Annotated in this window: 20 protein-coding genes; 5 read left to right on the top strand and 15 right to left on the bottom strand. The window is 39.7% G+C overall.

What is annotated here, in order from left to right; translation table 11 throughout:
• The first annotated feature begins 132 nt into the window (after positions 1 to 132).
• Positions 133 to 1,203, top strand: a complete 1,071-nt coding sequence (locus tag PALI_RS07675; RefSeq protein ID WP_193155471.1) for a DUF3083 family protein — start codon at positions 133 to 135, stop codon at positions 1,201 to 1,203.
• A gap of 62 nt (positions 1,204 to 1,265) precedes the next feature.
• Here PALI_RS07675 and sucD read toward each other — a convergent pair whose 3' ends face one another.
• The 8 genes from sucD to sdhC form a co-directional block, all read right to left on the bottom strand.
• Positions 1,266 to 2,138: a succinate--CoA ligase subunit alpha gene (sucD, locus tag PALI_RS07680; protein WP_054204708.1), complete on the bottom strand. Its 873-nt coding sequence runs from the start codon at positions 2,136 to 2,138 to the stop codon at positions 1,266 to 1,268.
• Positions 2,138 to 3,304, bottom strand: a complete 1,167-nt coding sequence (gene sucC / locus PALI_RS07685) for an ADP-forming succinate--CoA ligase subunit beta (protein ID WP_149614221.1) — start codon at positions 3,302 to 3,304, stop codon at positions 2,138 to 2,140. Before sucC ends, sucD begins: the two co-directional genes overlap by 1 nt.
• Positions 3,305 to 3,481: 177 nt before the next feature.
• A complete protein-coding gene (odhB, locus tag PALI_RS07690; RefSeq protein WP_024599575.1) occupies positions 3,482 to 4,999 on the bottom strand; it encodes a 2-oxoglutarate dehydrogenase complex dihydrolipoyllysine-residue succinyltransferase in 1,518 nt (505 codons plus the stop codon).
• Positions 5,000 to 5,002: 3 nt separating this feature from the next.
• Positions 5,003 to 7,822 (bottom strand): 2-oxoglutarate dehydrogenase E1 component, encoded by a 2,820-nt coding sequence (sucA, locus tag PALI_RS07695; protein ID WP_193155472.1) that lies wholly within the window; start codon positions 7,820 to 7,822, stop codon positions 5,003 to 5,005.
• 91 nt (positions 7,823 to 7,913) lie between these two features.
• On the bottom strand, positions 7,914 to 8,630 hold the full coding sequence (locus PALI_RS07700) for a succinate dehydrogenase iron-sulfur subunit (protein ID WP_077538037.1): 717 nt from the start codon (positions 8,628 to 8,630) through the stop codon (positions 7,914 to 7,916).
• 10 nt (positions 8,631 to 8,640) lie between these two features.
• Entirely contained in the window at positions 8,641 to 10,413 is a 1,773-nt protein-coding gene (sdhA, locus tag PALI_RS07705) for a succinate dehydrogenase flavoprotein subunit (RefSeq protein WP_193155473.1), read from the bottom strand.
• Positions 10,414 to 10,761 carry a succinate dehydrogenase, hydrophobic membrane anchor protein gene (gene sdhD, locus PALI_RS07710; protein WP_193155474.1) on the bottom strand — a complete coding sequence of 116 codons (348 nt, stop codon included), beginning with the start codon at positions 10,759 to 10,761 and terminating at the stop codon, positions 10,414 to 10,416.
• The gene (gene sdhC, locus PALI_RS07715; protein WP_076914908.1) at positions 10,752 to 11,129 is read right to left on the bottom strand and encodes a succinate dehydrogenase, cytochrome b556 subunit; all 378 of its coding nucleotides are present in this window, start codon (positions 11,127 to 11,129) and stop codon (positions 10,752 to 10,754) included. The genes sdhD and sdhC overlap by 10 nt, the downstream gene beginning before the upstream one ends.
• A gap of 418 nt (positions 11,130 to 11,547) precedes the next feature.
• Here sdhC and PALI_RS07720 point away from each other — a divergent pair, with 418 nt between their 5' ends.
• From PALI_RS07720 to PALI_RS07730, 3 genes are all read left to right on the top strand, one after another.
• The gene (locus tag PALI_RS07720; RefSeq protein ID WP_077538040.1) at positions 11,548 to 12,834 is read left to right on the top strand and encodes a citrate synthase; all 1,287 of its coding nucleotides are present in this window, start codon (positions 11,548 to 11,550) and stop codon (positions 12,832 to 12,834) included.
• 125 nt (positions 12,835 to 12,959) lie between these two features.
• Positions 12,960 to 14,186, top strand: a complete 1,227-nt coding sequence (locus tag PALI_RS07725) for an aminotransferase class V-fold PLP-dependent enzyme (protein ID WP_193155475.1) — start codon at positions 12,960 to 12,962, stop codon at positions 14,184 to 14,186.
• 13 nt (positions 14,187 to 14,199) lie between these two features.
• Positions 14,200 to 14,616, top strand: coding sequence for a SufE family protein (locus tag PALI_RS07730; RefSeq protein WP_193155476.1), 417 nt, complete (start codon positions 14,200 to 14,202; stop codon positions 14,614 to 14,616).
• 35 nt (positions 14,617 to 14,651) lie between these two features.
• Here PALI_RS07730 and tcdA read toward each other — a convergent pair whose 3' ends face one another.
• The 7 genes from tcdA to PALI_RS07765 are packed head-to-tail and all read right to left on the bottom strand — an operon-like array spanning position 14,652 to position 22,113.
• Positions 14,652 to 15,449 (bottom strand): tRNA cyclic N6-threonylcarbamoyladenosine(37) synthase TcdA, encoded by a 798-nt coding sequence (gene tcdA / locus PALI_RS07735; RefSeq protein ID WP_193155477.1) that lies wholly within the window; start codon positions 15,447 to 15,449, stop codon positions 14,652 to 14,654.
• Positions 15,450 to 16,130: a TIGR01621 family pseudouridine synthase gene (locus tag PALI_RS07740; protein ID WP_193155478.1), complete on the bottom strand. Its 681-nt coding sequence runs from the start codon at positions 16,128 to 16,130 to the stop codon at positions 15,450 to 15,452.
• On the bottom strand, positions 16,127 to 16,888 hold the full coding sequence (kdsB, locus tag PALI_RS07745; RefSeq protein ID WP_193155479.1) for a 3-deoxy-manno-octulosonate cytidylyltransferase: 762 nt from the start codon (positions 16,886 to 16,888) through the stop codon (positions 16,127 to 16,129). The genes PALI_RS07740 and kdsB overlap by 4 nt, the downstream gene beginning before the upstream one ends.
• Complete coding sequence (locus PALI_RS07750) at positions 16,876 to 17,073, bottom strand: Trm112 family protein (RefSeq protein ID WP_138584419.1); 198 nt, start codon at positions 17,071 to 17,073, stop codon at positions 16,876 to 16,878. Before PALI_RS07750 ends, kdsB begins: the two co-directional genes overlap by 13 nt.
• Complete coding sequence (gene lpxK, locus PALI_RS07755) at positions 17,063 to 18,043, bottom strand: tetraacyldisaccharide 4'-kinase (protein WP_193155480.1); 981 nt, start codon at positions 18,041 to 18,043, stop codon at positions 17,063 to 17,065. The genes PALI_RS07750 and lpxK overlap by 11 nt, the downstream gene beginning before the upstream one ends.
• Complete coding sequence (msbA, locus tag PALI_RS07760; RefSeq protein ID WP_193155481.1) at positions 18,040 to 19,785, bottom strand: lipid A export permease/ATP-binding protein MsbA; 1,746 nt, start codon at positions 19,783 to 19,785, stop codon at positions 18,040 to 18,042. The genes lpxK and msbA overlap by 4 nt, the downstream gene beginning before the upstream one ends.
• Before the next feature lie 60 nt (positions 19,786 to 19,845).
• Entirely contained in the window at positions 19,846 to 22,113 is a 2,268-nt protein-coding gene (locus tag PALI_RS07765; protein ID WP_193155482.1) for a DNA internalization-related competence protein ComEC/Rec2, read from the bottom strand.
• Between PALI_RS07765 and PALI_RS07770 the strand changes: the two genes are divergently transcribed.
• Positions 22,093 to 22,596, top strand: coding sequence for a DUF2062 domain-containing protein (locus PALI_RS07770; protein WP_077538049.1), 504 nt, complete (start codon positions 22,093 to 22,095; stop codon positions 22,594 to 22,596). The genes PALI_RS07765 and PALI_RS07770 overlap by 21 nt on opposite strands.
• The last annotated feature ends 222 nt before the right edge of the window (positions 22,597 to 22,818 follow it).

Genomic DNA, 22,818 nt, shown 5'->3' on the forward strand with positions numbered 1-22,818 from the left:
GTTTATTTTAGATATTGATTAACTTTAATTCACTTGAACTGTTATTTATCAATAAAATTTGTTTTAGCGCAATATTTAGGTCATCAAAGCCAATTATAGTAAGCCGATAACCTACTTTATAAGGATTCGAAGATGGCTACACTTAACCAACATCGCGTATATATTCCAACAAATGCACGTGCTAATCACTACTTATTAGCTGAAATAACCCCTAACGAAGCGTTTTATAATAGCTTTAGCACTATAAATTGTTGCTATGAGCGTATTGCTCGTCAGTTATTTGCGTGTTGTGATGAGTACGAACTCCATAACGTACATTTGCTAGCAAACGATAAGCTACCCGTTGTGCGTTTTCATGATGAGGCTTATCAATTAGAAACGGATAAGCAAATGTTGTTTTTTTATAACCCTCGCTATCACGAAGCCCATAAACTTTATTACACACCAAATACACAGAGCAAAAAAATACGTTTGTTATTTCTCGCAACAGGTGAAGATTTACGTGCAAACTCAGCGCAATTTCATAATAAAGTACAAAAAGTTTTAAATCTGTTACAAGAACAATTATTTATAAATCAATCTCAATTTAAATTGCGCGATCACCAACATCTTACTTACGATTTATTTGCTAAAGAGAAAGGCAATAAAGAAAGCTATGGTTACAAGCTAAGAAGCCTCTACCCGCGTTATCAATCAAGGCAATGTAATATTCCGGATGAATATGCCGAGATGACATACGCAACGTTTACTATTCCCGTGTCCCGAGCTATCAAAACGCAATTTCAAATACTGATGAATAATCACGATTTCGCAAAATTTTACGACTACTTTGCAGATAGTTTTAAACGCACATGTGAAAATAACAAGCTAACACATGGTGCAATGGTCGCCAATGGTGCGATACCTATTATCCGAAATAGTAAAATAGATAACAATGAAGGCAATGCTGAACTGCAAAAACTGAGTTTTGACGTTGAATCAATAGAAAGCCAAATCAAATGCTTTTATGAGGCAAATAAACTTGTCGAAACCATACACTTTGTCGTTGCTGCTACCAACCAAAATAAACATGAGATAGGCTATGGGCGATTTATGAATCAAGTAGAGAAAACAATTCACAGTTTGTGTGATGAACTTTCTATAAATAAACAGCGCCAAGACTTATCGGTACGATTTTTTCAGCATATCAGTTACCCATTCTAAAATTTTTCATCGGATAACAAAAAGGCTCGCATAAGCGAGCCTTTTTTAAAGAAAATAAGCGATTACCAGCCTGTTTTCTCTTTAAGTGCTTTACCGATATCAGCAAGTGAACGTACAGTTTTTACGCCCGCAGCTTCTAATGCAGCAAATTTCTCATCCGCAGTACCTTTACCGCCTGCGATGATTGCGCCAGCGTGACCCATACGCTTACCTTCTGGTGCAGTAACACCAGCAATGTAAGATACTACAGGTTTAGTTACGTTAGCTTTGATGTACTCTGCTGCTTCTTCTTCTGCAGTACCACCAATTTCACCAATCATTACGATGGCTTCAGTTTGTGGATCTTTTTCGAACATTTCTAAAACGTCGATAAAGTTAGTACCTGGAATTGGATCACCACCAATACCAACACACGTAGACTGACCAAAACCAGCATCCGTAGTTTGCTTAACTGCTTCGTACGTTAAAGTACCAGAGCGAGAAACAATTCCTACTTTACCAGGTTTGTGGATATGGCCAGGCATGATACCAATCTTAGTCTCGCCAGGAGTGATAACACCTGGGCAGTTAGGACCGATCATACGAGTACCTGTTTGATCTAGTTTAACTTTAACGTCAACCATATCAAGTGTAGGGATACCTTCAGTGATACAAACAATCAGCTCAATGCCAGCATCGATAGCTTCTAAGATTGCATCTTTACAGAAAGGTGCTGGTACATAGATAACTGACGCAGTTGCGCCTGTTTCTTGTACTGCATCACGAACTGTGTTGAATACTGGAAGACCAAGGTGCGTTTGACCGCCTTTACCTGGGCTTACACCACCAACCATTTGAGTACCGTACTCAAGTGCTTGCTCAGAATGGAAAGTACCCTGACCACCTGTGAAACCTTGACAGATAACTTTTGTATCTTTATTGATTAATACAGACATTATTTGCCCTCCGCAGCAGCAACTACTTTCTCAGCAGCGTCTGTTAGTGATTCAGCAGCGATGATGTTAAGGTCAGATTTAGCTAGCACTTCACGACCTAGTTCAGCATTAGTACCTTCTAAACGTACAACTACTGGTACGTTTACGCCTACTTCTTTAACTGCGCCAATGATGCCTTCAGCAATCATGTCACAACGAACGATACCGCCAAAGATGTTTACTAAAACAGCTTTAACATTGTCGTCAGAAAGAATGATTTTGAATGCTTCAGAAACACGCTCTTTCGTCGCGCCGCCGCCAACATCTAGGAAGTTAGCTGGTTTGCCACCGTGTAAGTTTACGATGTCCATAGTACCCATCGCTAGGCCTGCACCGTTAACCATACAACCAACGTTGCCATCAAGGGCTACGTAGTTAAGCTCAAAGCTTGCTGCATGTGCTTCACGAGCATCTTCTTGAGATGGATCGTGGAACTCACGGATTTTAGGTTGACGGTAAAGTGCATTACCATCAATGCCGATTTTGCCGTCAAGACAGTGAAGGTTACCTTCGTCTGTGATTACTAACGGGTTGATTTCAAGTAATGCGAAATCAAAATCAGTGAACATTTTACCAAGACCCATGAAAATCTTAACGAACTGTTTCATTTGTACTGGGTTAAGATCCAGTTTGAAACCAAGTTCACGTGCTTGGTAAGCTTGAGGACCTACTAACGGATCGATCTCAGCTTTGTGGATAAGTTCAGGTGTTTCTTCAGCAACAGTTTCAATTTCAACGCCGCCTTCAGTAGACGCCATGAAAACTACTTTACGAGATGCACGGTCAACTACTGCACCTAGGTACAATTCGTTAGCAATGTCAGTACAGCTTTCTACTAAAATTTTAGCAACTGGCTGGCCTTTCTCGTCTGTTTGGTAAGTAACTAGGTTTTTACCTAACCAGTTAGCTGCAAACGCTTTTACTTCGTCGATCGTTTTAACTAGCTTTACACCGCCAGCTTTACCACGTCCACCTGCGTGAACCTGAGTTTTAACAACCCACATATCACCGCCGATCTTTTCAGCAGCTGCTGCAGCTTCTTCAGGTGTATCGCAAGCGAAACCTTGAGAAACTGGTAAACCATATTCGGCAAAAAGTTGTTTTGCCTGATACTCATGCAAATTCATGATGCTTTATCCAATTTTTTATACTAAAAGAGCTGACTATTTTTATAAACAGACAACTATCCCAAATTGCGCACCTAGTATAGATCCCAAGGCTTAACATGAAAACCCCAGTACGACCAAAGGCGCAAAAAAAAAGCTGTGAATCTTCATCCACAGCTTACATTTCATACAACTAGATTAAACATCTAGCAATAAGCGAGTTGGATCTTCAAGTAACTCTTTAATAGTCACTAAGAAACCAACAGATTCTTTACCATCAATGATACGGTGATCATAAGAAAGTGCTAAATACATCATAGGCAGTATTTCTACTTTACCATTAACCGCCATAGGACGGTCTTGGATTTTATGCATACCCAAAATCGAAGATTGTGGCAAGTTAATGATAGGTGTAGATAGTAATGAACCAAATACACCACCGTTAGTAATAGTGAAGTTACCACCGGTCATATCAGCAAGCGTAAGCTTACCATCTCGACCTTTAAGTGCTAGTTCACGAATACCTTTTTCGATTTCAGCAACAGATAATTTGTCACAATCTTTAAGTACTGGAGTAACTAGACCACGTGGAGTAGATACTGCAATGCTGATATCAAAATAGTTATGGTAAACAATATCGTCACCATCAATTGATGCGTTAACATCTGGGAAACGTTTAAGTGCTTCAGTTACCGCTTTCACGTAGAAAGACATGAAACCTAAACGAATACCATGACGCTTTTCAAACACTTCTTGGTACTGCTTACGAAGGCTCATGATTGGTTCCATGTTCACTTCGTTGAATGTTGTTAACATTGCAGTTGAGTTTTTAGCTTCAAGAAGACGTGTTGCAATCGTTTTACGTAAACGCGTCATTGGAACACGTTTTTGAGTACGATCGCCCATCGGTGCTGCTGGAGCAGAAGCTTCTGCTTTTTTAGCCGCTGGCGCTGGTGCTTTTAAGAAAGTATCAACGTCTTCTTTAGTTACACGACCATTTTTACCCGTGCCATTAATCTTAGAAGCGTCTAGGCCTTTCTCAGCGATTAAACGACGAACTGATGGTGTTAATACATCTGAACTTTCGCTTGAATCTGCTGCTGGCGCTGAGTCTGCTTTTGCAGCTGGAGCCGCTGGTGCACCGCCTGCTTTAACCGAACCAATTACTTGCTCGCCTAATACAGTATCGCCTTCGCCGTGAATGATATCTCCCATGATGCCATCTTCTTGAGCGACTACTTCAAGAACAACTTTATCGGTTTCAATATCTACCAAGTTTTGATCGCGTGTTACCGCGTCACCTGGTTGTACATGCCATGTAGCAATTGTTGCGTCTGCAACTGATTCTGGAAGTACAGGTACTTTAATGTCCACTTCTTTACCTTCTGATGCTGGTGCTGATTGCGCCGCTGGCGCGTCTTCTGATTTAGCGGGTGCTGATTCTTCTTTAGTTGAACCTTCACTTGCTGGCGCTGCATCAGCATCACCAAGTAAACCCATAACTTGATCGCCAAGTACGGTTGCACCTTCTTCTTGTGATATTTCTGTAATTACACCGTCGTGCTGTGCAACCACTTCTAAAACCACTTTATCTGTTTCAATGTCTACTAAGTTTTGATCGCGAGTTACTTTGTCGCCAACACTTACATGCCATGTAGCAACGGTAGCATCTGCAACCGACTCAGGAAGAACAGGAACTTTAATTTCTGTGCTCATTGCTTATCCTTTATTTTCTATAGTAAGCGCGTCGGCAACGAGCGCTTGTTGTTCTTTAGTATGTACTGACATGTAACCACACGCTGGTGATGCAGAGGCTTTACGACCTGCATACTTTAATTTAGCACCTTGTGGGATTGCATCAACAAAGTGATGCTGTGAACAATACCATGCACCTTGGTTTTGCGGCTCTTCTTGACACCACACAAAATCAGTTACGTGTTGATAGCGTTCCATAATCGTTTGCATTTCATCGTGTGGGAACGGATATAATTGTTCAACACGTACAATTGCAACATTATCTTGTTCAAGCTTACGGCGCTCTTGTAATAGCTCGTAGTAAACTTTACCGCTACAAAATACAACGCGTTCTACTTTCTCAGGCTTAATATCATCGATCTCGTCGATCATATTGTGATAAATACCTTGTGAAAGCTCTTCAAGAGATGAAGTTGCCAGCGGATGGCGTAATAACGATTTAGGCGTCATAACAATCAATGGACGACGAAGTGGTCGAACTGATTGACGACGAAGCATAGCGTAAACTTGCGCTGGCGTTGAAGGAACACATACTTGCATATTGTGATCAGCACATAGTTGCAAGAAACGCTCTAGGCGTGCTGAACTATGCTCTGGACCTTGACCTTCGTAACCATGAGGTAACAATATTGTAAGACCACATAAACGGCCCCATTTTTGCTCACCAGAACTTAAAAACTGGTCAAATACAACTTGCGCACCATTAGCAAAATCACCAAATTGTGCTTCCCATAGTACTAATGAAGTAGGTTCCGCAGTGGCATAGCCGTACTCAAAAGCAACAACAGCTTCTTCAGATAAGACAGAATCAAATACTTGGAATGTACCTTGATCTTCACTCAAATGCTGTAAAGGCGTATAGGTAGCACCATCTGATTGACCATGAACAACAGCATGACGATGAAAAAATGTACCACGGCCTGAATCTTGACCCGTTAAACGAATATCGGTGCCTTCAGTTACGATTGTTGCATAAGCAAGCGTTTCTGCCATCCCCCAATCGAGCGGTTTCTCACCGCTTGCCATTAACTTACGATCGTCGTAAATCTTTTTAACGCGAGATTGTGCTTTATATTGCTCAGGGTAAGACGCTATCTTCTCACCAAGTGCTTTTAATTCTTCAACTGATACACTTGCATCGTAATCAACATTCCACTCGTGGCCAACATACTTTGCCCAATCAGAAGAATGCGATGTCTCTGGCTGAATTTCTGAGACAACACAGTTGCCTTCGTCTAATGCGTTACGGTACTCATCAGCAAGAGCTTTAACTTCTTGTTCAGAAAAAGAGCCTTCAGCAATAAGTTTATCAGCATAGATTAAACGTGGAACAGGATGCTTTTTGATTTTTTGGTACATTAGAGGCTGTGTAGCATTGGGCTCATCAGCTTCATTATGACCATGGCGACGGTAACACACTAAATCGATTACAACGTCACGCTTAAACTGGTTTCTGAAATCAAGTGCAAGTTGTGTAACAAACGCGACTGCTTCAGGATCATCAGAGTTAACATGGAAAATTGGTGACTGAACCATTTTTGCAATGTCAGTACAATAATCAGTAGAACGAACGTCATCTTGTTTTGATGTAGTAAAGCCAACTTGGTTATTGACAACAATACGAATACTACCACCACAACTAAACGCGTTAGTTTGTGACATATTAAACGTTTCTTGTACAACACCTTGACCTGCAATCGCAGAGTCACCGTGAATAGTTATTGGGAGCGCTTTAATACCAGAACTGTCACTTAGACGGTCAAGACGAGCGCGTACTGAACCCATAACTACCGGGTTTACAATTTCAAGGTGAGACGGGTTAAACGCAAGCGCCATATGTACATTGCCACCTTTGGTAGCAAAGTCAGATGAGTAACCCATGTGATATTTAACATCGCCTGAGCTCAATGTTTCTTTATGTATTCCAGCAAACTCATCAAATAATTCTGATGGATTTTTACCAAGTACATTCACAAGCACATTTAAACGACCACGGTGAGCCATACCAATAACAGCTTCTTGTTGGCCGCTTTCGCCTGCTCGGTGAATAAGCTCTTTTAGCATAGGAACTAACGCATCGCCACCTTCCAGTGAAAAGCGCTTAGCACCTGGGAACTTAGCCCCTAAATATTTTTCAAGTCCATCAGCTGCCGTTAATCCTTTAAGGATACGAAGCTTTTCTTCTTTTTCGAATTTAGGCCTAGACTGAACAGACTCTAAACGCTGTTGTAACCAACGTTTTTCTTCTGTTGATGTGATGTGCATATACTCAGCGCCAATCGAACCACAATATGTAGTTTTTAGTGCTTGGTATAGTTCACCTAAAGGCATAGTATCGCGGCCAACGGCAAACGATCCTACGTTAAACTCGCGGTCAAAATCACTTGAAGATAAGTCGTGGTAATCTAGCTCTAAATCTCGTACACGCTCTCGTTCCCAAATGCCTAATGGATCTAGGTTTGCATTTTGGTGTCCACGAAAACGGAAAGCATTAATAAGTTGTAGAACTTTGACCTGTTTTAGGTCACCGCCACTACCCTCTGCTACCACTACTTCTCTATGCTTGTTTTTGGCAAGCTGTGCAAACTGCGCTCGAACTTCTGAATGCTTTACTTCAACATCCACACCATTAACTTTAGGTAATTGTTCGAACACTTCTCGCCATTCTTCTGGCACAGAAGTCGCATCGTCTAAATACGCTTCATAAAGCTCTTCTACATAAGCAACGTTGCCGCCGTTTAAATGTGAAGATTCTAGCCATGCCTTCATCACACCTTCGTGCATTTATAAGCCCTTTTCTTTAGCGCAGAAATTAATAGTTATTATAACAAGATGGCTAATAATCTCTATTAGCCATCTTACAATTACTAAGTAATCAAACCGCTCGGTTTAATAACATAGATTTGATTTGTCCAATTGCTTTGGTCGGGTTAAGACCCTTAGGACAAACGCTAACACAGTTCATGATACTGTGACAACGGAACACGCTGAACGCATCGTCTAAATCTGCTAAACGTTCTTCAGTTGCTGTATCTCGGCTATCAGCTAAGAAACGGTAAGCATGAAGAAGGCCTGCTGGACCTATGAACTTGTCTGGATTCCACCAGAACGAAGGACACGATGTTGAACAACATGCACACAAAATACACTCGTATAGCCCATCTAATTTATCACGTTCTTCAATAGATTGAAGACGCTCGCCTGCAGCAGGCGTATCATTAATTAGATAAGGCTTAACTTTTTCGTATTGAGTGTAGAACTGACTCATGTCAATAACAAGATCACGAACCACTGGCAATCCTGGTAATGGACGAACTACTATTTTACCTTTGCCATTTTTTTGTAGCGTTGATAAAGGAGTAATACATGCTAAACCATTTTTACCATTCATGTTAACACCATCAGATCCACACACACCTTCACGGCATGAACGACGAAAAGATAATGTAGGATCTTGTTCTTTTAAAAGAATAAGTGCGTCCAACACCATCATGTCGTGACCTTCCTCTGTTTGCAAGGTGTATTCTTGCATACGAGGAGCGTTGTCAACATCTGGATTATAACGATAAACTGATAATTGTACTTGTGCCATCGTCTGTCTCCTAGTAAACACGTGCTTTAGGTGGGAAAGCTTCACGCGTTTTAGGCGCATAGTTTACATCACGCTTGCTCATTTCATCCGTTAAAGGATTGAATACTGAGTGACATAACCAGTTTTCGTCATCACGATCTGGGAAGTCAAAGCGAGAATGTGCACCACGGCTTTCTGTACGGAAGTTTGCAGCTACTGCAGTTGAGTAAGCTGTTTCCATTAAGTTATCAAGTTCTAGACATTCGATGCGCTGCGTGTTGAAATCTGATGATTTATCATCAAGACGTGCATGTTGCAGACGTTCACGAATTTCTTTAAGTTCTTGAAGACCTGTAGCCATTGAATCACCTTCACGGAATACCGAGAAGTTAAGCTGCATACATTGCTGCAAGTCTTTTTTGATTTGAACTGGATCTTCACCTTGCCCAGTCGTTGAATTTTCCCAACGATTGTAACGTGCAAGTGATGTTTCTAAATCAGACTCTGACGCGGCTTTAGATATTTCAACGTCATTAAGGTATTTGCCTAAGAAGTTACCCGCAGCACGGCCAAATACAACTAAATCAAGTAATGAGTTACCACCTAAGCGGTTTGCACCGTGTACAGATACACAGGCGATCTCACCTACTGCAAATAAACCTTGAACCACTGTTTCGTTGCCTTGAGCATCGATTTGTAGCGCTTGGCCATTTACGTTAGTTGGCACACCACCCATCATGTAATGACACGTTGGGATTACTGGAATTGGCTCTTTAGCAGGATCAACGTGAGCAAATGTTTTAGCTAGATCACAAACACCTGGAAGACGTAAATTAAGCGTTTCTTCACCTAAATGGTCAAGTTTTAGCTTAAGATGCGGACCCCAAGGACCATCACAACCACGACCTTCACGGATTTCTGTCATCATTGAACGTGCAACCACATCACGAGACGCTAGGTCTTTCGCGTTTGGTGCATAACGCTCCATGAAGCGCTCGCCATCTTTATTTAAAAGATAACCGCCTTCACCACGACAACCTTCTGTTACTAGCGTACCAGCACCGGCTATACCCGTTGGGTGGAACTGCCACATTTCCATGTCTTGCATAGAAATACCAGCACGTGTTGCCATACCAACGCCATCACCTGTATTGATGTGAGCATTTGTTGTTGATGCAAAAATACGACCCGCACCACCAGTAGCAAGTACTACTGCTTTAGATTTGAAATAAGTGATTTCACCTGTTTCAATCTCAATGGCAGTACACCCTACTACATCACCATTATCGTTTTTAACTAAATCAAGTGCATACCATTCAGAGAATACATTTGTTTTGTTTTTTACGTTTTGTTGATAAAGAAGGTGTAATAAAGCATGACCAGTTCGGTCAGCTGCAGCGGCTGTACGCGCAGCTTGTTCACCACCAAAGTTTTTCGATTGACCACCGAAAGGACGTTGGTAAACACGGCCATTTTCAAAACGAGAAAATGGTAGACCCATGTTTTCTAATTCAGTAATAGCTTCTGGGCCTGTTTGACACATGTATTCGATCGCGTCTTGGTCACCGATAAAATCGGAACCTTTGACGGTATCGTACATATGCCATTCCCAGTTGTCTTCGTGTGAATTACCAAGCGCTACTGTAATACCACCTTGTGCAGATACAGTGTGTGAGCGTGTTGGGAATACCTTAGATATTAATGCACACGTTTTGCCAGATTCAGTAATTGCTAGAGCGGCGCGCATACCAGCACCACCTGCACCAATTACTACGGCGTCAAATTCACGAACAGAATATTTCACTTAAACACCCCATAATACGATTAGACCAATAGCTACGTAAGCAACGGCCATTAGGTTTAATATAAAACCTAAAACAGCACGTAACTTCGCACACTTAACATAGTCTGTAAGAACTTGCCAAAGGCCAATGCGGGTATGAACCATAATGCAAACAAGGGTAATTAATGTAAACCCTTTCATTGCTAGGTTAGAGAAGAGGCCTGTCCAGGCTTCGAAAGTGACGTCTGGCGTCGCTAAAAAATAGCCGATAATAAAAATCGCATACGCGCTGATTATTAATGCCGTGGTACGTAAAGATACGAAATCTTGTACACCATCACGTTTAAGAGTTGCTTGATTTAAAACCATATCCACACCCCTGCCAATACGGCAAACACAACACCAAGAGCCATTGAAACTTTAGCGCTGAGGTTACCTGATTCAAGTTCTTCCCAATGTCCCATATCCATAATCATATGACGGATACCACCAATAAGGTGATAACCTAATACAGAAACAGTGCCCCAAGCTATAAATTTGGCAATGAATCCGTTAAACAGACCCTTGACGAATTCAAAACTTTCAGCTGAAGAGAGAGACTCTGACCAAGCCCAAATGACAAACGTTAAAGCAAAAAATAATGCAACACCGGTGACGCGGTGAAATATTGACGCTTTAGCCGTTGCCGGCATCGATATAGTTGTTAGATCTAGATTTACAGGTCTTTGCTTTTTCACAGTTACTTGCCCATCTTGCTCGCAGTGGAGCTCATCTACTTGCTTTTCTAAAAACCCATCAAATATTACTGATGGAACTATCAAAGTAAACGTATAGAATCAGTTAAAGTTCACAATAGCGTAAAAATTAAACTGTAAAACTATGTTTACCTAAATACAATACGGTTTAAAACCACCGTTAGTATATATACCCACAGGACTTTTTACAATTCTTGTTTATTTAGAGATGTTTGCGAATTAGCCAATAGTATTATATTTAATTGATATAGAATATTTATTATACAAATGTGCATAATGTTTATAAAAATTGACTTTAACCCCCTCTTTCACGTTAAAATGCAAAGATGTGCTTAAAACAGATTTCAGAACTTTAAAATCTAAAAATCAGAATAGATATCTTAATAGGAGATACATAGCGATGGCAGATAAAAAAGCCACAGTCCAAATTGATGGGCTAGATCCAATCGAACTTCCAATTTATCAAGGCACTGCTGGCCAAGATGTAATCGACGTACGTACGTTAGGTGCACATGGTCACTTTACTTATGACCCAGGTTTCATGTCGACTGGCTCTTGTGAATCTGCAATTACTTATATTGATGGTGGCAAAGGCATTTTGCTTCACCGTGGTTACCCAATTGAGCAATTAGCTGAAGAATCTAACTACATTGAACTTTGCTATTTGTTACTAAATGGTGAGTTACCATCTAAAGAGCAGTATGATGCATTCGCTAAGCAAATTACTCGCAGCACTATGCTTGATGAGAAAATTGCTAATTTCTTCCAAGGCTTCCGCTTTGATGCTCACCCAATGGCGATGCTTTGTGGTGTAGTGGGTGCGTTATCCTCTTTCTATCATGAAGACCTTGATATTACTGATGCTGAACAACGTAAAACCAGTGCTGTTAAATTAGTTGCTAAATTACCGACTATTGCTGCTATGGCTTACAAAACAAACATTGGCCAACCATTTGTTTACCCACGTAATGATTTAAGCTATGCAGAAAACTTCTTACATATGATGTTCTCTGTTCCTGCTGAAGAGTATAAAGTTAACCCAGTAACAGCTAAAGCGATGGATAAAATATTCATGCTTCATGCTGATCACGAGCAAAATGCGTCTACGTCTACCGTTCGTCTTGCTGGTTCTTCTGGTGCTAACCCGTATGCGTGTATTGCTGCTGGTATTGCATCTCTTTGGGGTCCTGCACATGGCGGCGCTAACGAAGCATGTTTAAACATGTTAGAAGAAATTGGCTCTGTAGATCGCATTGATGAATTCGTTGCTAAAGCTAAAGATAAAGCGGACCCTTTCCGTCTGATGGGCTTTGGACACCGTGTTTACAAAAACTTCGATCCACGTGCAACAGTAATGCGTCAAACGTGTCACGAAGTACTAGCTGAGCTTAATATTCAAGATCCATTACTTGATATTGCAATGAAGCTTGAGCAAATTGCACTTGAAGACCCATACTTTGTAGAGAAGAAACTTTACCCTAACGTTGATTTCTACTCAGGTATTATCTTAAAAGCGATTGGTATCCCAACAAGCATGTTCACTGTAATTTTTGCAATGGCACGTACAGTTGGTTGGATCACTCACTGGGATGAAATGCTATCTCAACCAGGTCATAAGATCAGTCGTCCACGTCAGCTTTATACTGGTTACACAGCACGTGACTATGTATCAACTGATAAGCGCTAATACGCTTTAATCGTGTATGAATACTTTAAAAGGCCGCTTTTGCGGCCTTTTTTATTATTTGTTACTTGAGAATAATAATAAAGTGATTACAATTCTCGCCTTAAATTACAACGTTGATGAAGCTAATGACTGTTTTAGAGTTTGATATAAATAAAATTCGACGAGACTTCCCTACCTTAAATCAAACTATAAACGGCTGTCCGCTTGTTTATTTAGACTCAGGGGCTACAACACAAAAGCCGCAAAGCGTTATCGACACAACAGCCGATTTTTACACACACAAAAATGCAAATGTACACCGAGGCCGCCATTCATTGAGTGAAAACGCTACTGTATTGTATGAAAATGTGCGAAACCAAACAGCTGATTACTTTGGTGTAAAAAACAATGAAATTGTCTGGACCAAAGGGGCCACTGAGGCAATCAACCTTGTCGCAAATGGACTAAAAAGCCAAATAAGCGAAAACGATACAATAGTAATAACCCCACTTGATCACCACGCAAATATTGTCCCATGGCAAGTTTTAACGCAGCAAACAGGGGCAAGGCTCGCTGTTATGCCATTAAATAGCGACGGTACTTTTAATATTCCTCTGTGCTGTGGATTTATTGAGAAAAATAAACCTAAGCTCGTTGCTATTACACAGGCATCTAACACGCTTGGTAATATTACTAATTTAAATGCGTTAATTACTTGCGCAAAAGCAATGGGGTCAGTTGTTTTGGTTGATGGCGCGCAAGGTTCGATGCATTTAAGACCTGATTTAAAAACGCTTAACTGCGACTTTTACGTTTTTTCGGCTCACAAAATGTTAGGACCAACAGGGTTAGGCGGCTTATATGGTCGTTATGAGCTTTTAAATACCCTACTCCCCTATCAAACCGGTGGGGAAATGATCCAAACCGTTACACTCACGCACAGTACGTATCGTGATGCTCCCGCCAAGTTCGAATCAGGCACCCCAAATATAGCGGGAGTACTCGGATTTGGTGCTGCACTTAGCTACCTAACTCAATTTAATCATGATCAAATCCTTAAACATGAGCAAAATATATTTAATTACGCCGCAAGCAAATTAAGTAATATTGAGGGTATTACACTGTATAGCGACTTAAATAATAATATAGGTACATTGTGCTTTAATTATAAAGATGAGCATCCATATGATTTGGCAACTTTACTTGACGGTTATGGTGTTGCAGTAAGAGCTGGGCATCATTGTACACAGCCTTTAATGGCTCATTTAGGGCTTAGTGGCACCCTCAGAGCAAGTTTCGCATTTTATAATAATCATGATGATGTAGATCAATTCATCAAAGCACTGCGCGAATCTATCGCACTTTTAGATTAATTTTGGATGGCTAATGATAAATACGTTTAACCTAGTAACTGATCCGATAAAAAATGCGTCTGCGTGGCAGCAAAAATACCGTGAAATAATGCTACTTGGTAAAAAATTACCGCTGTTACCTGATGCGTTAAAGACAGATGACGCACTCGTACCTGGGTGCGAAAGTAAAGTGTGGATGTTTGTAGAGTTTGATTTAACTGAGAACGCATTAGTGGTCATAGGTGACTCAGACACACGTATTGTTAAAGGCTTATTAGCATTAATTTTAGCACTGTATAACGGTTTAACCCCAGAGCAAGTAATAAATATCAACGCGTATGAAGAATTTGAAAAACTAGGCTTAATTAGCCACTTAAGCGCTTCTCGCGGCAATGGGGTAAAAGCCATGGTCGAAAAAATACAAACGTTAGCCAAACAAAAAGCGCGTTAGGCGCTTTTTATAACAATATAATAAGCAGTCTGTATTTAAATGTTTAAACGTGCACGCTTATCTAAATATTTTCTCACTGCTTTGGCGGCAACAAAAAACCCAAAGCTTCCAGTGATCATAGTGACAGAGCCGAAACCATTATTGCAATCCATATTCATCGAGCCATCAGCACTTTGCTTTGCATGGCATACACTACCGTTACTGCCAGGGTATACAAGCTGCTCTGTTGAATAAACACAATCGATATTAAATTTACGCTTAGGGTTATTACTAAAATTATACTGCTTGCGTAAAATATAACGAACTTTTGCAAGTAGAGGGTCTTGCGTGGTTTTAGCCACATCACCAAATGTTATTTGACTAGGGTCGGTTTGCCCACCTGCGCCACCCGTTGTAATAATAGGCAGTTTATTACGTTTGCAGTGCGCAATTAATGCTGCCTTTTCTTTAACCGCATCAATGCAATCAATAACGTAGTCAAAACCTTGAATATGCGATTGAATATTATCGATTGTAATAAAGTCATCTATTACATCAATCTGGCATGCTGGGTTTATTAACTCACAACGCGCTTTCATTGCATCCACTTTAGCTTGGCCTATCGTGCCGCTAAGCGCATGAATTTGCCTGTTTACATTGGTCGCGCAGATATCATCTAAATCAATGAGTGTTATTTTACCAACACCTGTACGCGCAAGGGCTTCAGCAGCCCAGCTCCCTACACCACCAATACCGACGACACAAAAATGTGCTTGTTGAAGCCAATCAAATTGCTGATGACCATATAAACGTTTAATTCCGCCAAAACGTATATCTGTAACTTTTTCGTTCATTTACCAATCCAGTTGCCATGGCGACTGCCATGCTTGAAAATCTTGATGTTTTATCAGCGCTATATATTCATCGCCATGTTCAGGTAACAACGTAAATTGCATGTGTTCACCTTGCCATAAAAAGCTCAGTGCATAAGCATGCAAATAGGTACGATTTGATGGCGTACCTGCATACATTGCATCCCCTAAAATAGCCGAACCTATGCTCTTTAGCGCCACCCTTAATTGATGCGTTTTACCTGAATAAGGTTTCAAAATATACGCCCTAAACCCTGTTTTATAACTCACAGAATAAAATCGAGTGATCGCTGGATTAAGCTTAGTTGTTAGTAGCTTGAACGAACCACGACGAGATTTGGCCATATCACCTTTTATCCAACCTTGCTTTTTTTTAGGTTTGGCATCGCTGATAGCTAAATAAAATTTGCTTATTGCATGCTCAGTAAAAAGTGCAGTGAAACATGCAGCTGCGTCTTTGTTTCTCGCTAAAATAATCAGCCCTGATGTCACCTTGTCTAAGCGATGAACAGCATAAAGTTTTTGCGATAATTGCAGCTCAGCTAACACAACAAAACCAGGTCCATCTTCTGAATGAAAACTGAGCCCTGCTGGTTTTTCTACAATATAAAAATCGTTATGTGTAAATACTATTTTTAACAGTGTATTTGCTTGTTCACTCACGCGTTTGTACTTTTAATATGCGCTATAACTTTGGCTAAATCTTCGGGTGTATCAACGCCTGAATGCGGCGTTATCTGCGCTTGCTCTATTTTAATTTTATAACCGTGATATAGCACGCGCAATTGCTCTAACGATTCAAGTAACTCAAGCGGAGATACACTGAGCTGTGTGTATTGTTTAATAAAACCTGCTCTGTATGCATAAATACCCACATGGCGTTGAAATGGCGCTAAATCAAGCCTGTTTTTATCATCCATCATCGCACTTCTGTCAAATGGAATATTGGCTCGCGAGAAATACAACGCATTTTTATCAATATCGCTAACCACTTTAACGGCATTAGGATTAAATACGTCATCTCGCTCTTCAATAGCAACACTTAAGGTTGCCATTGGTGCCGTTGAATCGTTTAATAGCGCAGCAACCTGAGATACATTTTCAGGTGCAAGTAACGGCTCATCACCTTGTACATTAACCACAATGGTATTGCTATCGAGATCAAGCAAATCAACGACCTCAGCTAAACGCTCAGTACCTGAGTGATGATCTTCGCGCGTCATTAGTACATCACTGGTAAATAAACTGACTGCATCAAATACTTTTTGATGATCGGTTGCAATAACAACTTGGCTTGCGCCTGATAAACAGGCTTTTTCGTAAACATGCTGAACCATTGGCTTACCACAAATGTCAGCAAGCGGTTTACCTGGCAGTCGTGTTGAGGCAAAACGAGCCGGAATTACAACTACGAATTCCACTTTTCAACCTCATCTAAAGATAATTCACGCGCTTCATTTTCAAGCAGTACCGGAATGTCATCTTGGACCGGATAAGCTAGCTTAGCAGCGGTGCTAATTAGCTCGTTATTTTCTTTATCAAAACGTAATTTACCCTTACACACTGGGCACGCAATTATCTCGAGTAGTTTTGTATCAAAGGCCATTGAGGATCCCTTTTTCTTTTAATAATGAATTTAATGTGTTTATAACGACATCGGAAGGCTCTGCATCTACTGGTAAATAATACCAATTAGGTTTTGCAAAACTACCGCACTTTACCGCATCTTTTTCAGTCATGACTACGTTATCATCACCAAACCCAGAAAAATCATTCGCAGTGTATGCATAATGATCTCTAAAGTGATGAGTTGATAGTAAGCGAATACCTTGCGCCTCTAGTGAGTTTTCAAAACGCTGCGGATTGCCAATCGCGCTGATAGCATGCGCACTGGTAATTAAACTGTTTACGGGTTTTGTGCCACTTACTCGTCTTAATGGACTGGTTTGTAACGTATAATGACTGCTACTTTGACCACCATTTTCAATAACTAAGTCGACACTATTTAAACGCTTTGTTGTCTCTCGTAATGGCCCTGCTGGCATTAAAAAACCATTACCGAATTTGCGTTCACTGTCAACAATACAACACTCTATACTACGTGCCATTTTATAATGCTGCATGCCATCGTCTGAAATAATAACGTCTGGTGCATATGTGCGCTCTAGCAACTCAATGCTGTGCTGCCTATTAGGGCCAACAGCAATTGGACACTTTAAACGATGATATAAAAGTACCGGTTCATCACCCGCTTCATTCGTACTTACTTGATCTGTAACAAGCAGAGGGTAATTATTAGCATGTCCACCGTAACCACGGCTAATGATCCCAACAGATAAACCTTGTTGCGTTAAATAGTTAAAAAGCCATAACACAAACGGTGTTTTTCCATTGCCACCCACGCTAATATTGCCAACCACAATAATTGGCGTTTTACTTTTAAATTGTTTTAAAAACCCTAATTTATACAAATACTTTCGACTGCTCGAAATTAACCAAAATAGTATTGATAAGGGTAAAAGTAATAGCGTAATTAAGCTGACGGGCTTATACCAGCTATGCTCTATTTTATTCACACTTGCTCGCCAAATTGCATTTTACAAAGTGCAGAGTAAGTACCGTCATTGGCAAGTAAACTTGCATGATCTCCACTTTCAATAACACGTCCATTATCGATAACGTAAATTCGGTCGCTATTTTCAATCGTTGATAAACGATGCGCAATGACAATAGACGTTTTATCTTTCATTAACGCCTCAAGAGCTTGTTGAATCAGTTTTTCAGATTCGGTGTCAAGCGCAGACGTTGCTTCGTCTAAAATTAAAATTGGTGCATCTTTTAAAATTGCTCTCGCAATGGCAATGCGTTGTCGCTGGCCGCCTGAAAGCATCACGCCATTTTCGCCTACCATGGTATTTAATTGCTCAGGAAGATCTTTGACAAACTCCCAAACATGCGCCTGTTTTGCTACGCGTATTAACTCATCAGTAGAGACATCATGCGTTATGCCATAGCAAATATTGTTCGCGATAGTATCGTTAAATAACACGACTTGTTGTGAGACTAAGGCAAACTGACGTCGCAAGTCAGCAAGTTTATAGTCACTTAGTGCAATACCGTCGAGTAGAATTTCGCTTGGCAGCTCTAAATCATAATAGCGTGGCAGCAAATTGGAGATTGTTGACTTCCCCGAGCCTGAGCGACCTACTAATGCAATGCTTTCACCAGCCTTTATAGTCAAAGATAAATCGTTGAGTACGGCTTCTGCTTTTGTTGGGTATTTAAACGTTACATTTTTAACCTCAATTAACCCTTTAACTTTATCGACTGCGATTATGCCGGTGTCTTTTTCTACATTTTCGTCAAGGATTAAAAATATACTTTGCGCTGCCGAGATACCACGTTGCATGTCGCTGTTAACGTTAGCTAATTGCTTAAGTGGACGCAGTAACATCATCATCGATGATATCAAAACCACAAAATCACCAGAGCTTATCGTGTCAATCATTGCGGGCATTGATACCACCCACAAAATAACGGCCATTGCACTTGCAGCAAGAACTTGAATAATAGATACACTGAGTGCTTTAGTTGCATCCATTTTTATTCGTTGTTGACGGTTGTGATTATTAATTTTAGAAAACTTATTGATTTCTTGCTCTTGCCCACCAAAACCATGTATTACCTTGTGTCCGCTTAACATTTGTTCTGAGCTGCGCGTAACTTGCCCCATCGCCGATTGAATATTTTTAGAAATATGGCGAAAACGCTTAGACACAACGGTAACAATAATGGCAACCAATGGGATGATCACTAAAAATATTAGTGATAACTTCCAATTGGTATAAAACATCAAACCCAATAAAAATACAACAAACGCCCCTTCACGTACCACAATTAATAACGCTTTTGTAATGGCTTGTTGAACTTGTTCGGTATCAAAGGTGATTTTAGAGATTAAATCACCGGTTGAGTTTTTATCATGAAAAGAAACCGGTAAATGTAATATGTGTTCAAATAATGCTTGGCGAAGAGAGCGTACGACTTGGGAGCCTACATAACTTAAACAATATGACGACATAAAATTAAAAATGCCACGACCAATCACTAAAGCAATCACAACAAACGGCGCATACGTTAACACATCACTATTGCGCTGGTTTAAGCCTTCATCAATAAACGGCTTCATTAATTGAATGAATAATGCATCCATTGCCGAATAACCAATCATTCCTATAATAGCAACAAGGGCAACGCTCTTATATGCACCAACGTAAGAAATTAACCGTTTATAAATTTGCGTAGTACTTTGATCCATAACACTCTCTTTATACAATTACAGCCCCTATTGTATCCTTAGGTGCACTAAAACAAAACGTCAATTTTTGATAAACCAGTAACTTTCATACTCTCTTGCCGTTTTTACCTGTGCATACTCATTGTAAAATTTGACACTGATTTGTCCTTGCTGTCCTGTAACATATTGAGTTGCATTTATTTTGCTATAACGCTTAACAACCTGCTGTTTAGGAAATTGCCATTGCCCTTTATAGGCACTTGAATGAATAACAATTTGTGGGTGTACTGCTTTTATAAATGCATCACTTGAGGATGTATCACTGCCATGATGCGGGCTCAACATCACTGTACTTTTTAAAAAATAGCCCTGTTGGAGTAATTGCGCTTCTCGTTGCTTAGAGATATCACCCGTTAATAAAACACTGTGCACTTTATCGGACACTCTAATAACGCATGAATCATCATTTTCATTTTTAAAGTTTGTTGTTTTAAAGCTCTCTATTTTAAGACCAAAGAAATCTCTCTTCGCAACTTTACATATATCTTGTAAATTATGTGGGTGAAAAGTAGCAAAGGTAGACTCATACCCCGCTTGCACAAAGTGCTCAACACCACCAGCGTGATCGCTATCTTCGTGACTTAAAACAGCTATAGAAACAAGCAGTTTATTAGCTTCAATATAAGGTAATAAAATACTACGAGCACGGCTAAAACGATTAAAATAACTAGGGCCAAAGTCATAAATTAACGCTTGTTTATCTTTTTCTATCAGTACCATCAAGCCATGCCCTACATCAAAAACATGTAATTGCCATTTTGGCTTTTCAGCAACTAGGTAATTAAATAACAGTACACTAAATGGAATACATGTTAACCACTTATACGGAACCAAATAAAAAATTAAAAAAGTAATATAATAAAAAACAACAAAAATAGAATCCGTATTTCCTATATTTAGCCAACGAATAAAGACGGGGATTTTTGTTAATAACTGAAATACATAACTTAAGCAGGCATCAAAAAAAGTGATGAAAATACCCATATCAAACACACTACTAAGAAGTGTGATAATAATTAAACTGGGCATAACAATTAAGGAAAGAAGTGGAATAGCAATTAAGTTAAGCACTAAACCTGCCAAACTAACACCATGGAAAAAGTATAGCGAAAGTGGTAACAAACCTAAAAACAAGGCCAGCTGTACCAGCCCTAGCGATGCTATTTTATAGAAAAAGGATGTATTTGAAATCGGTATTTTACGCACGACTAAAAATATAATAGCCACGGCGGTAAATGACAAATACAGCCCTGCGTTTAATACATTAAAAGGATTTATTATAAGCAAAATAACAAGAGCAAATAAAATACTGCGCCAACGCAATGGCTGTTTTGCTAAATAATAGAGTACTAAATAGCACCCGAGCATAATTAACGCACGTGTAGCTGACACTAAAAAATCACTTAGATAAACATAAATAAATGCAGCAAAGAAGCCTACTGCACTGTAAATAACAGAAAGGTTTTTCGTTTGGTCACTAACGTATTTGATATGTTTAAATAAGCTGCGTACAGCTAGATAACCAAAACCAAATATTAAGCCTATGTGTAATCCTGATATCGCCAATAAATGACTCAATCCTAGAGATTGCATTAATTGCTTATCACTAAAATCCATTAACGATTTGTCGCCAGTCAATAGCGCATAATACAACCATTGTAGAGTTGTATTACTATAAACACCCTTTATAAGTTTCCTGTAATTTATAATCGTACTTTGTTTTTCGTTATTTGTGATCACTAACTCTTTATTTAGTACTTTCCCTTTAAAAAATATGCGCTGTGTAAAAGCGTAGCGCTCGTTATCGAAAACATGAAAGTTCTTTGTACTACGAAAAGGCTTTAAATTAATTGAGGCACTAAAAGTGTCACCAATTAGTAAGGTTTGACTTGAGTTTACACTCAACATAGCGCTTGGGGCTCTAAAGTGAGCGTAGCTGTCATCATTGAATTTTATAATTTTTGCTTTTATATATTGCGGCTGTTTACTTGAAATTATACTTTCGATAATCAACTCAGCAGAATGTGCATACTTTTCGTCCGCTTTTGGGATCTCAAAATTATAAAAAGTATAAAAATGCACTGCAATACAACAAATAGCGCAAATAAAGCCTAACAATACATTTAAAAACGGCTTAAAATAAACACTCACAATAACTATTGAAATTGTGAGTACTGTAAATTCGAGAGTTTGGTAATAAAATACGGTTGCGATACAGCCAATTATAAACCCAAGACTTATCCACACTGATGTAAATGGTTGCTTTAAATGGCTAAAAAAACGATTCAAAGATTTTTACCTGATCCAAATAAAATTAGACATCATAAGTCTTTGAGAATTTTTGGGCACCTTTTACAAGATGCAAATCTTTGGCACTTAAATAGACGCTCCGCTCGTGGTGCATTTGCTGTTGGGCTGTTTTTTGCATTCATCCCCGTTCCTTTTCAGATGGTTTTAGCCGCAGCTGGTGCTATTGTATTTAGAGTTAATTTACCGATTTCTGTTGCGTTAGTATGGTTAACAAATCCCCTAACTATGCCCCCTATCTTTTATGGCTCATACCTAGTCGGCACTTTATTATTAAATCAGCCAGAACAGCATTTTGTTTTTGAAGCAAGTTGGGCTTGGTTTTTAGAAAGTATTGAAACTATTGGGCCCGCTTTTTTGCTTGGCTCTTTAGTATGTGCTTCTATCGCTTCTATTATTGGTTACTTTGGTATTGATATTATCTGGCGCCGCACTGTTTTAAAAGCCTGGTCTGCTCGAAATTAAAATGCGTTAATGAGCTAATTTTTAACCAATACTATTGTTATTAGCATAGTACACATTCTGATTATGGAGCACAGCTTAGGCAAATAACGCTTTGCTAATGGATTTTTGTTCTCTATGAGGCTGAGCTATTTGCAATAATGAGTTTATGTTCGTGTACTTTCTAATTACCTCTAGGAAGACACATGACTGTTCTGCAAAAGCTCTATTACGCTATTATTTGAC

The sequence above is a fragment of the Pseudoalteromonas aliena SW19 genome (assembly GCF_014905615.1).
GTDB classification, from domain to species: Bacteria; Pseudomonadota; Gammaproteobacteria; order Enterobacterales; family Alteromonadaceae; genus Pseudoalteromonas; species Pseudoalteromonas aliena.

Bases quoted from the DNA above. Each gene is read 5' to 3' on its own strand.
- PALI_RS07725 (WP_193155475.1), top strand. From the start codon at position 12,960: ATGACTGTTTTAGAGTTTGATATAAATAAAATTCGACGAGACTTCCCT.
- msbA (WP_193155481.1), bottom strand. From the start codon at position 19,785: ATGGATCAAAGTACTACGCAAATTTATAAACGGTTAATTTCTTACGTT.
- sucD (WP_054204708.1), bottom strand. From the start codon at position 2,138: ATGTCTGTATTAATCAATAAAGATACAAAAGTTATCTGTCAAGGTTTC.
- tcdA (WP_193155477.1), bottom strand. From the start codon at position 15,449: ATGAACGAAAAAGTTACAGATATACGTTTTGGCGGAATTAAACGTTTA.
- sdhD (WP_193155474.1), bottom strand. From the start codon at position 10,761: ATGGTTTTAAATCAAGCAACTCTTAAACGTGATGGTGTACAAGATTTC.
- PALI_RS07770 (WP_077538049.1), top strand. From the start codon at position 22,093: ATGGCTAAAAAAACGATTCAAAGATTTTTACCTGATCCAAATAAAATT.
- sucA (WP_193155472.1), bottom strand. From the start codon at position 7,822: ATGCACGAAGGTGTGATGAAGGCATGGCTAGAATCTTCACATTTAAAC.
- PALI_RS07675 (WP_193155471.1), top strand. From the start codon at position 133: ATGGCTACACTTAACCAACATCGCGTATATATTCCAACAAATGCACGT.
- PALI_RS07720 (WP_077538040.1), top strand. From the start codon at position 11,548: ATGGCAGATAAAAAAGCCACAGTCCAAATTGATGGGCTAGATCCAATC.
- sucC (WP_149614221.1), bottom strand. From the start codon at position 3,304: ATGAATTTGCATGAGTATCAGGCAAAACAACTTTTTGCCGAATATGGT.
- odhB (WP_024599575.1), bottom strand. From the start codon at position 4,999: ATGAGCACAGAAATTAAAGTTCCTGTTCTTCCTGAGTCGGTTGCAGAT.
- PALI_RS07700 (WP_077538037.1), bottom strand. From the start codon at position 8,630: ATGGCACAAGTACAATTATCAGTTTATCGTTATAATCCAGATGTTGAC.
- PALI_RS07730 (WP_193155476.1), top strand. From the start codon at position 14,200: ATGATAAATACGTTTAACCTAGTAACTGATCCGATAAAAAATGCGTCT.
- PALI_RS07750 (WP_138584419.1), bottom strand. From the start codon at position 17,073: ATGGCCTTTGATACAAAACTACTCGAGATAATTGCGTGCCCAGTGTGT.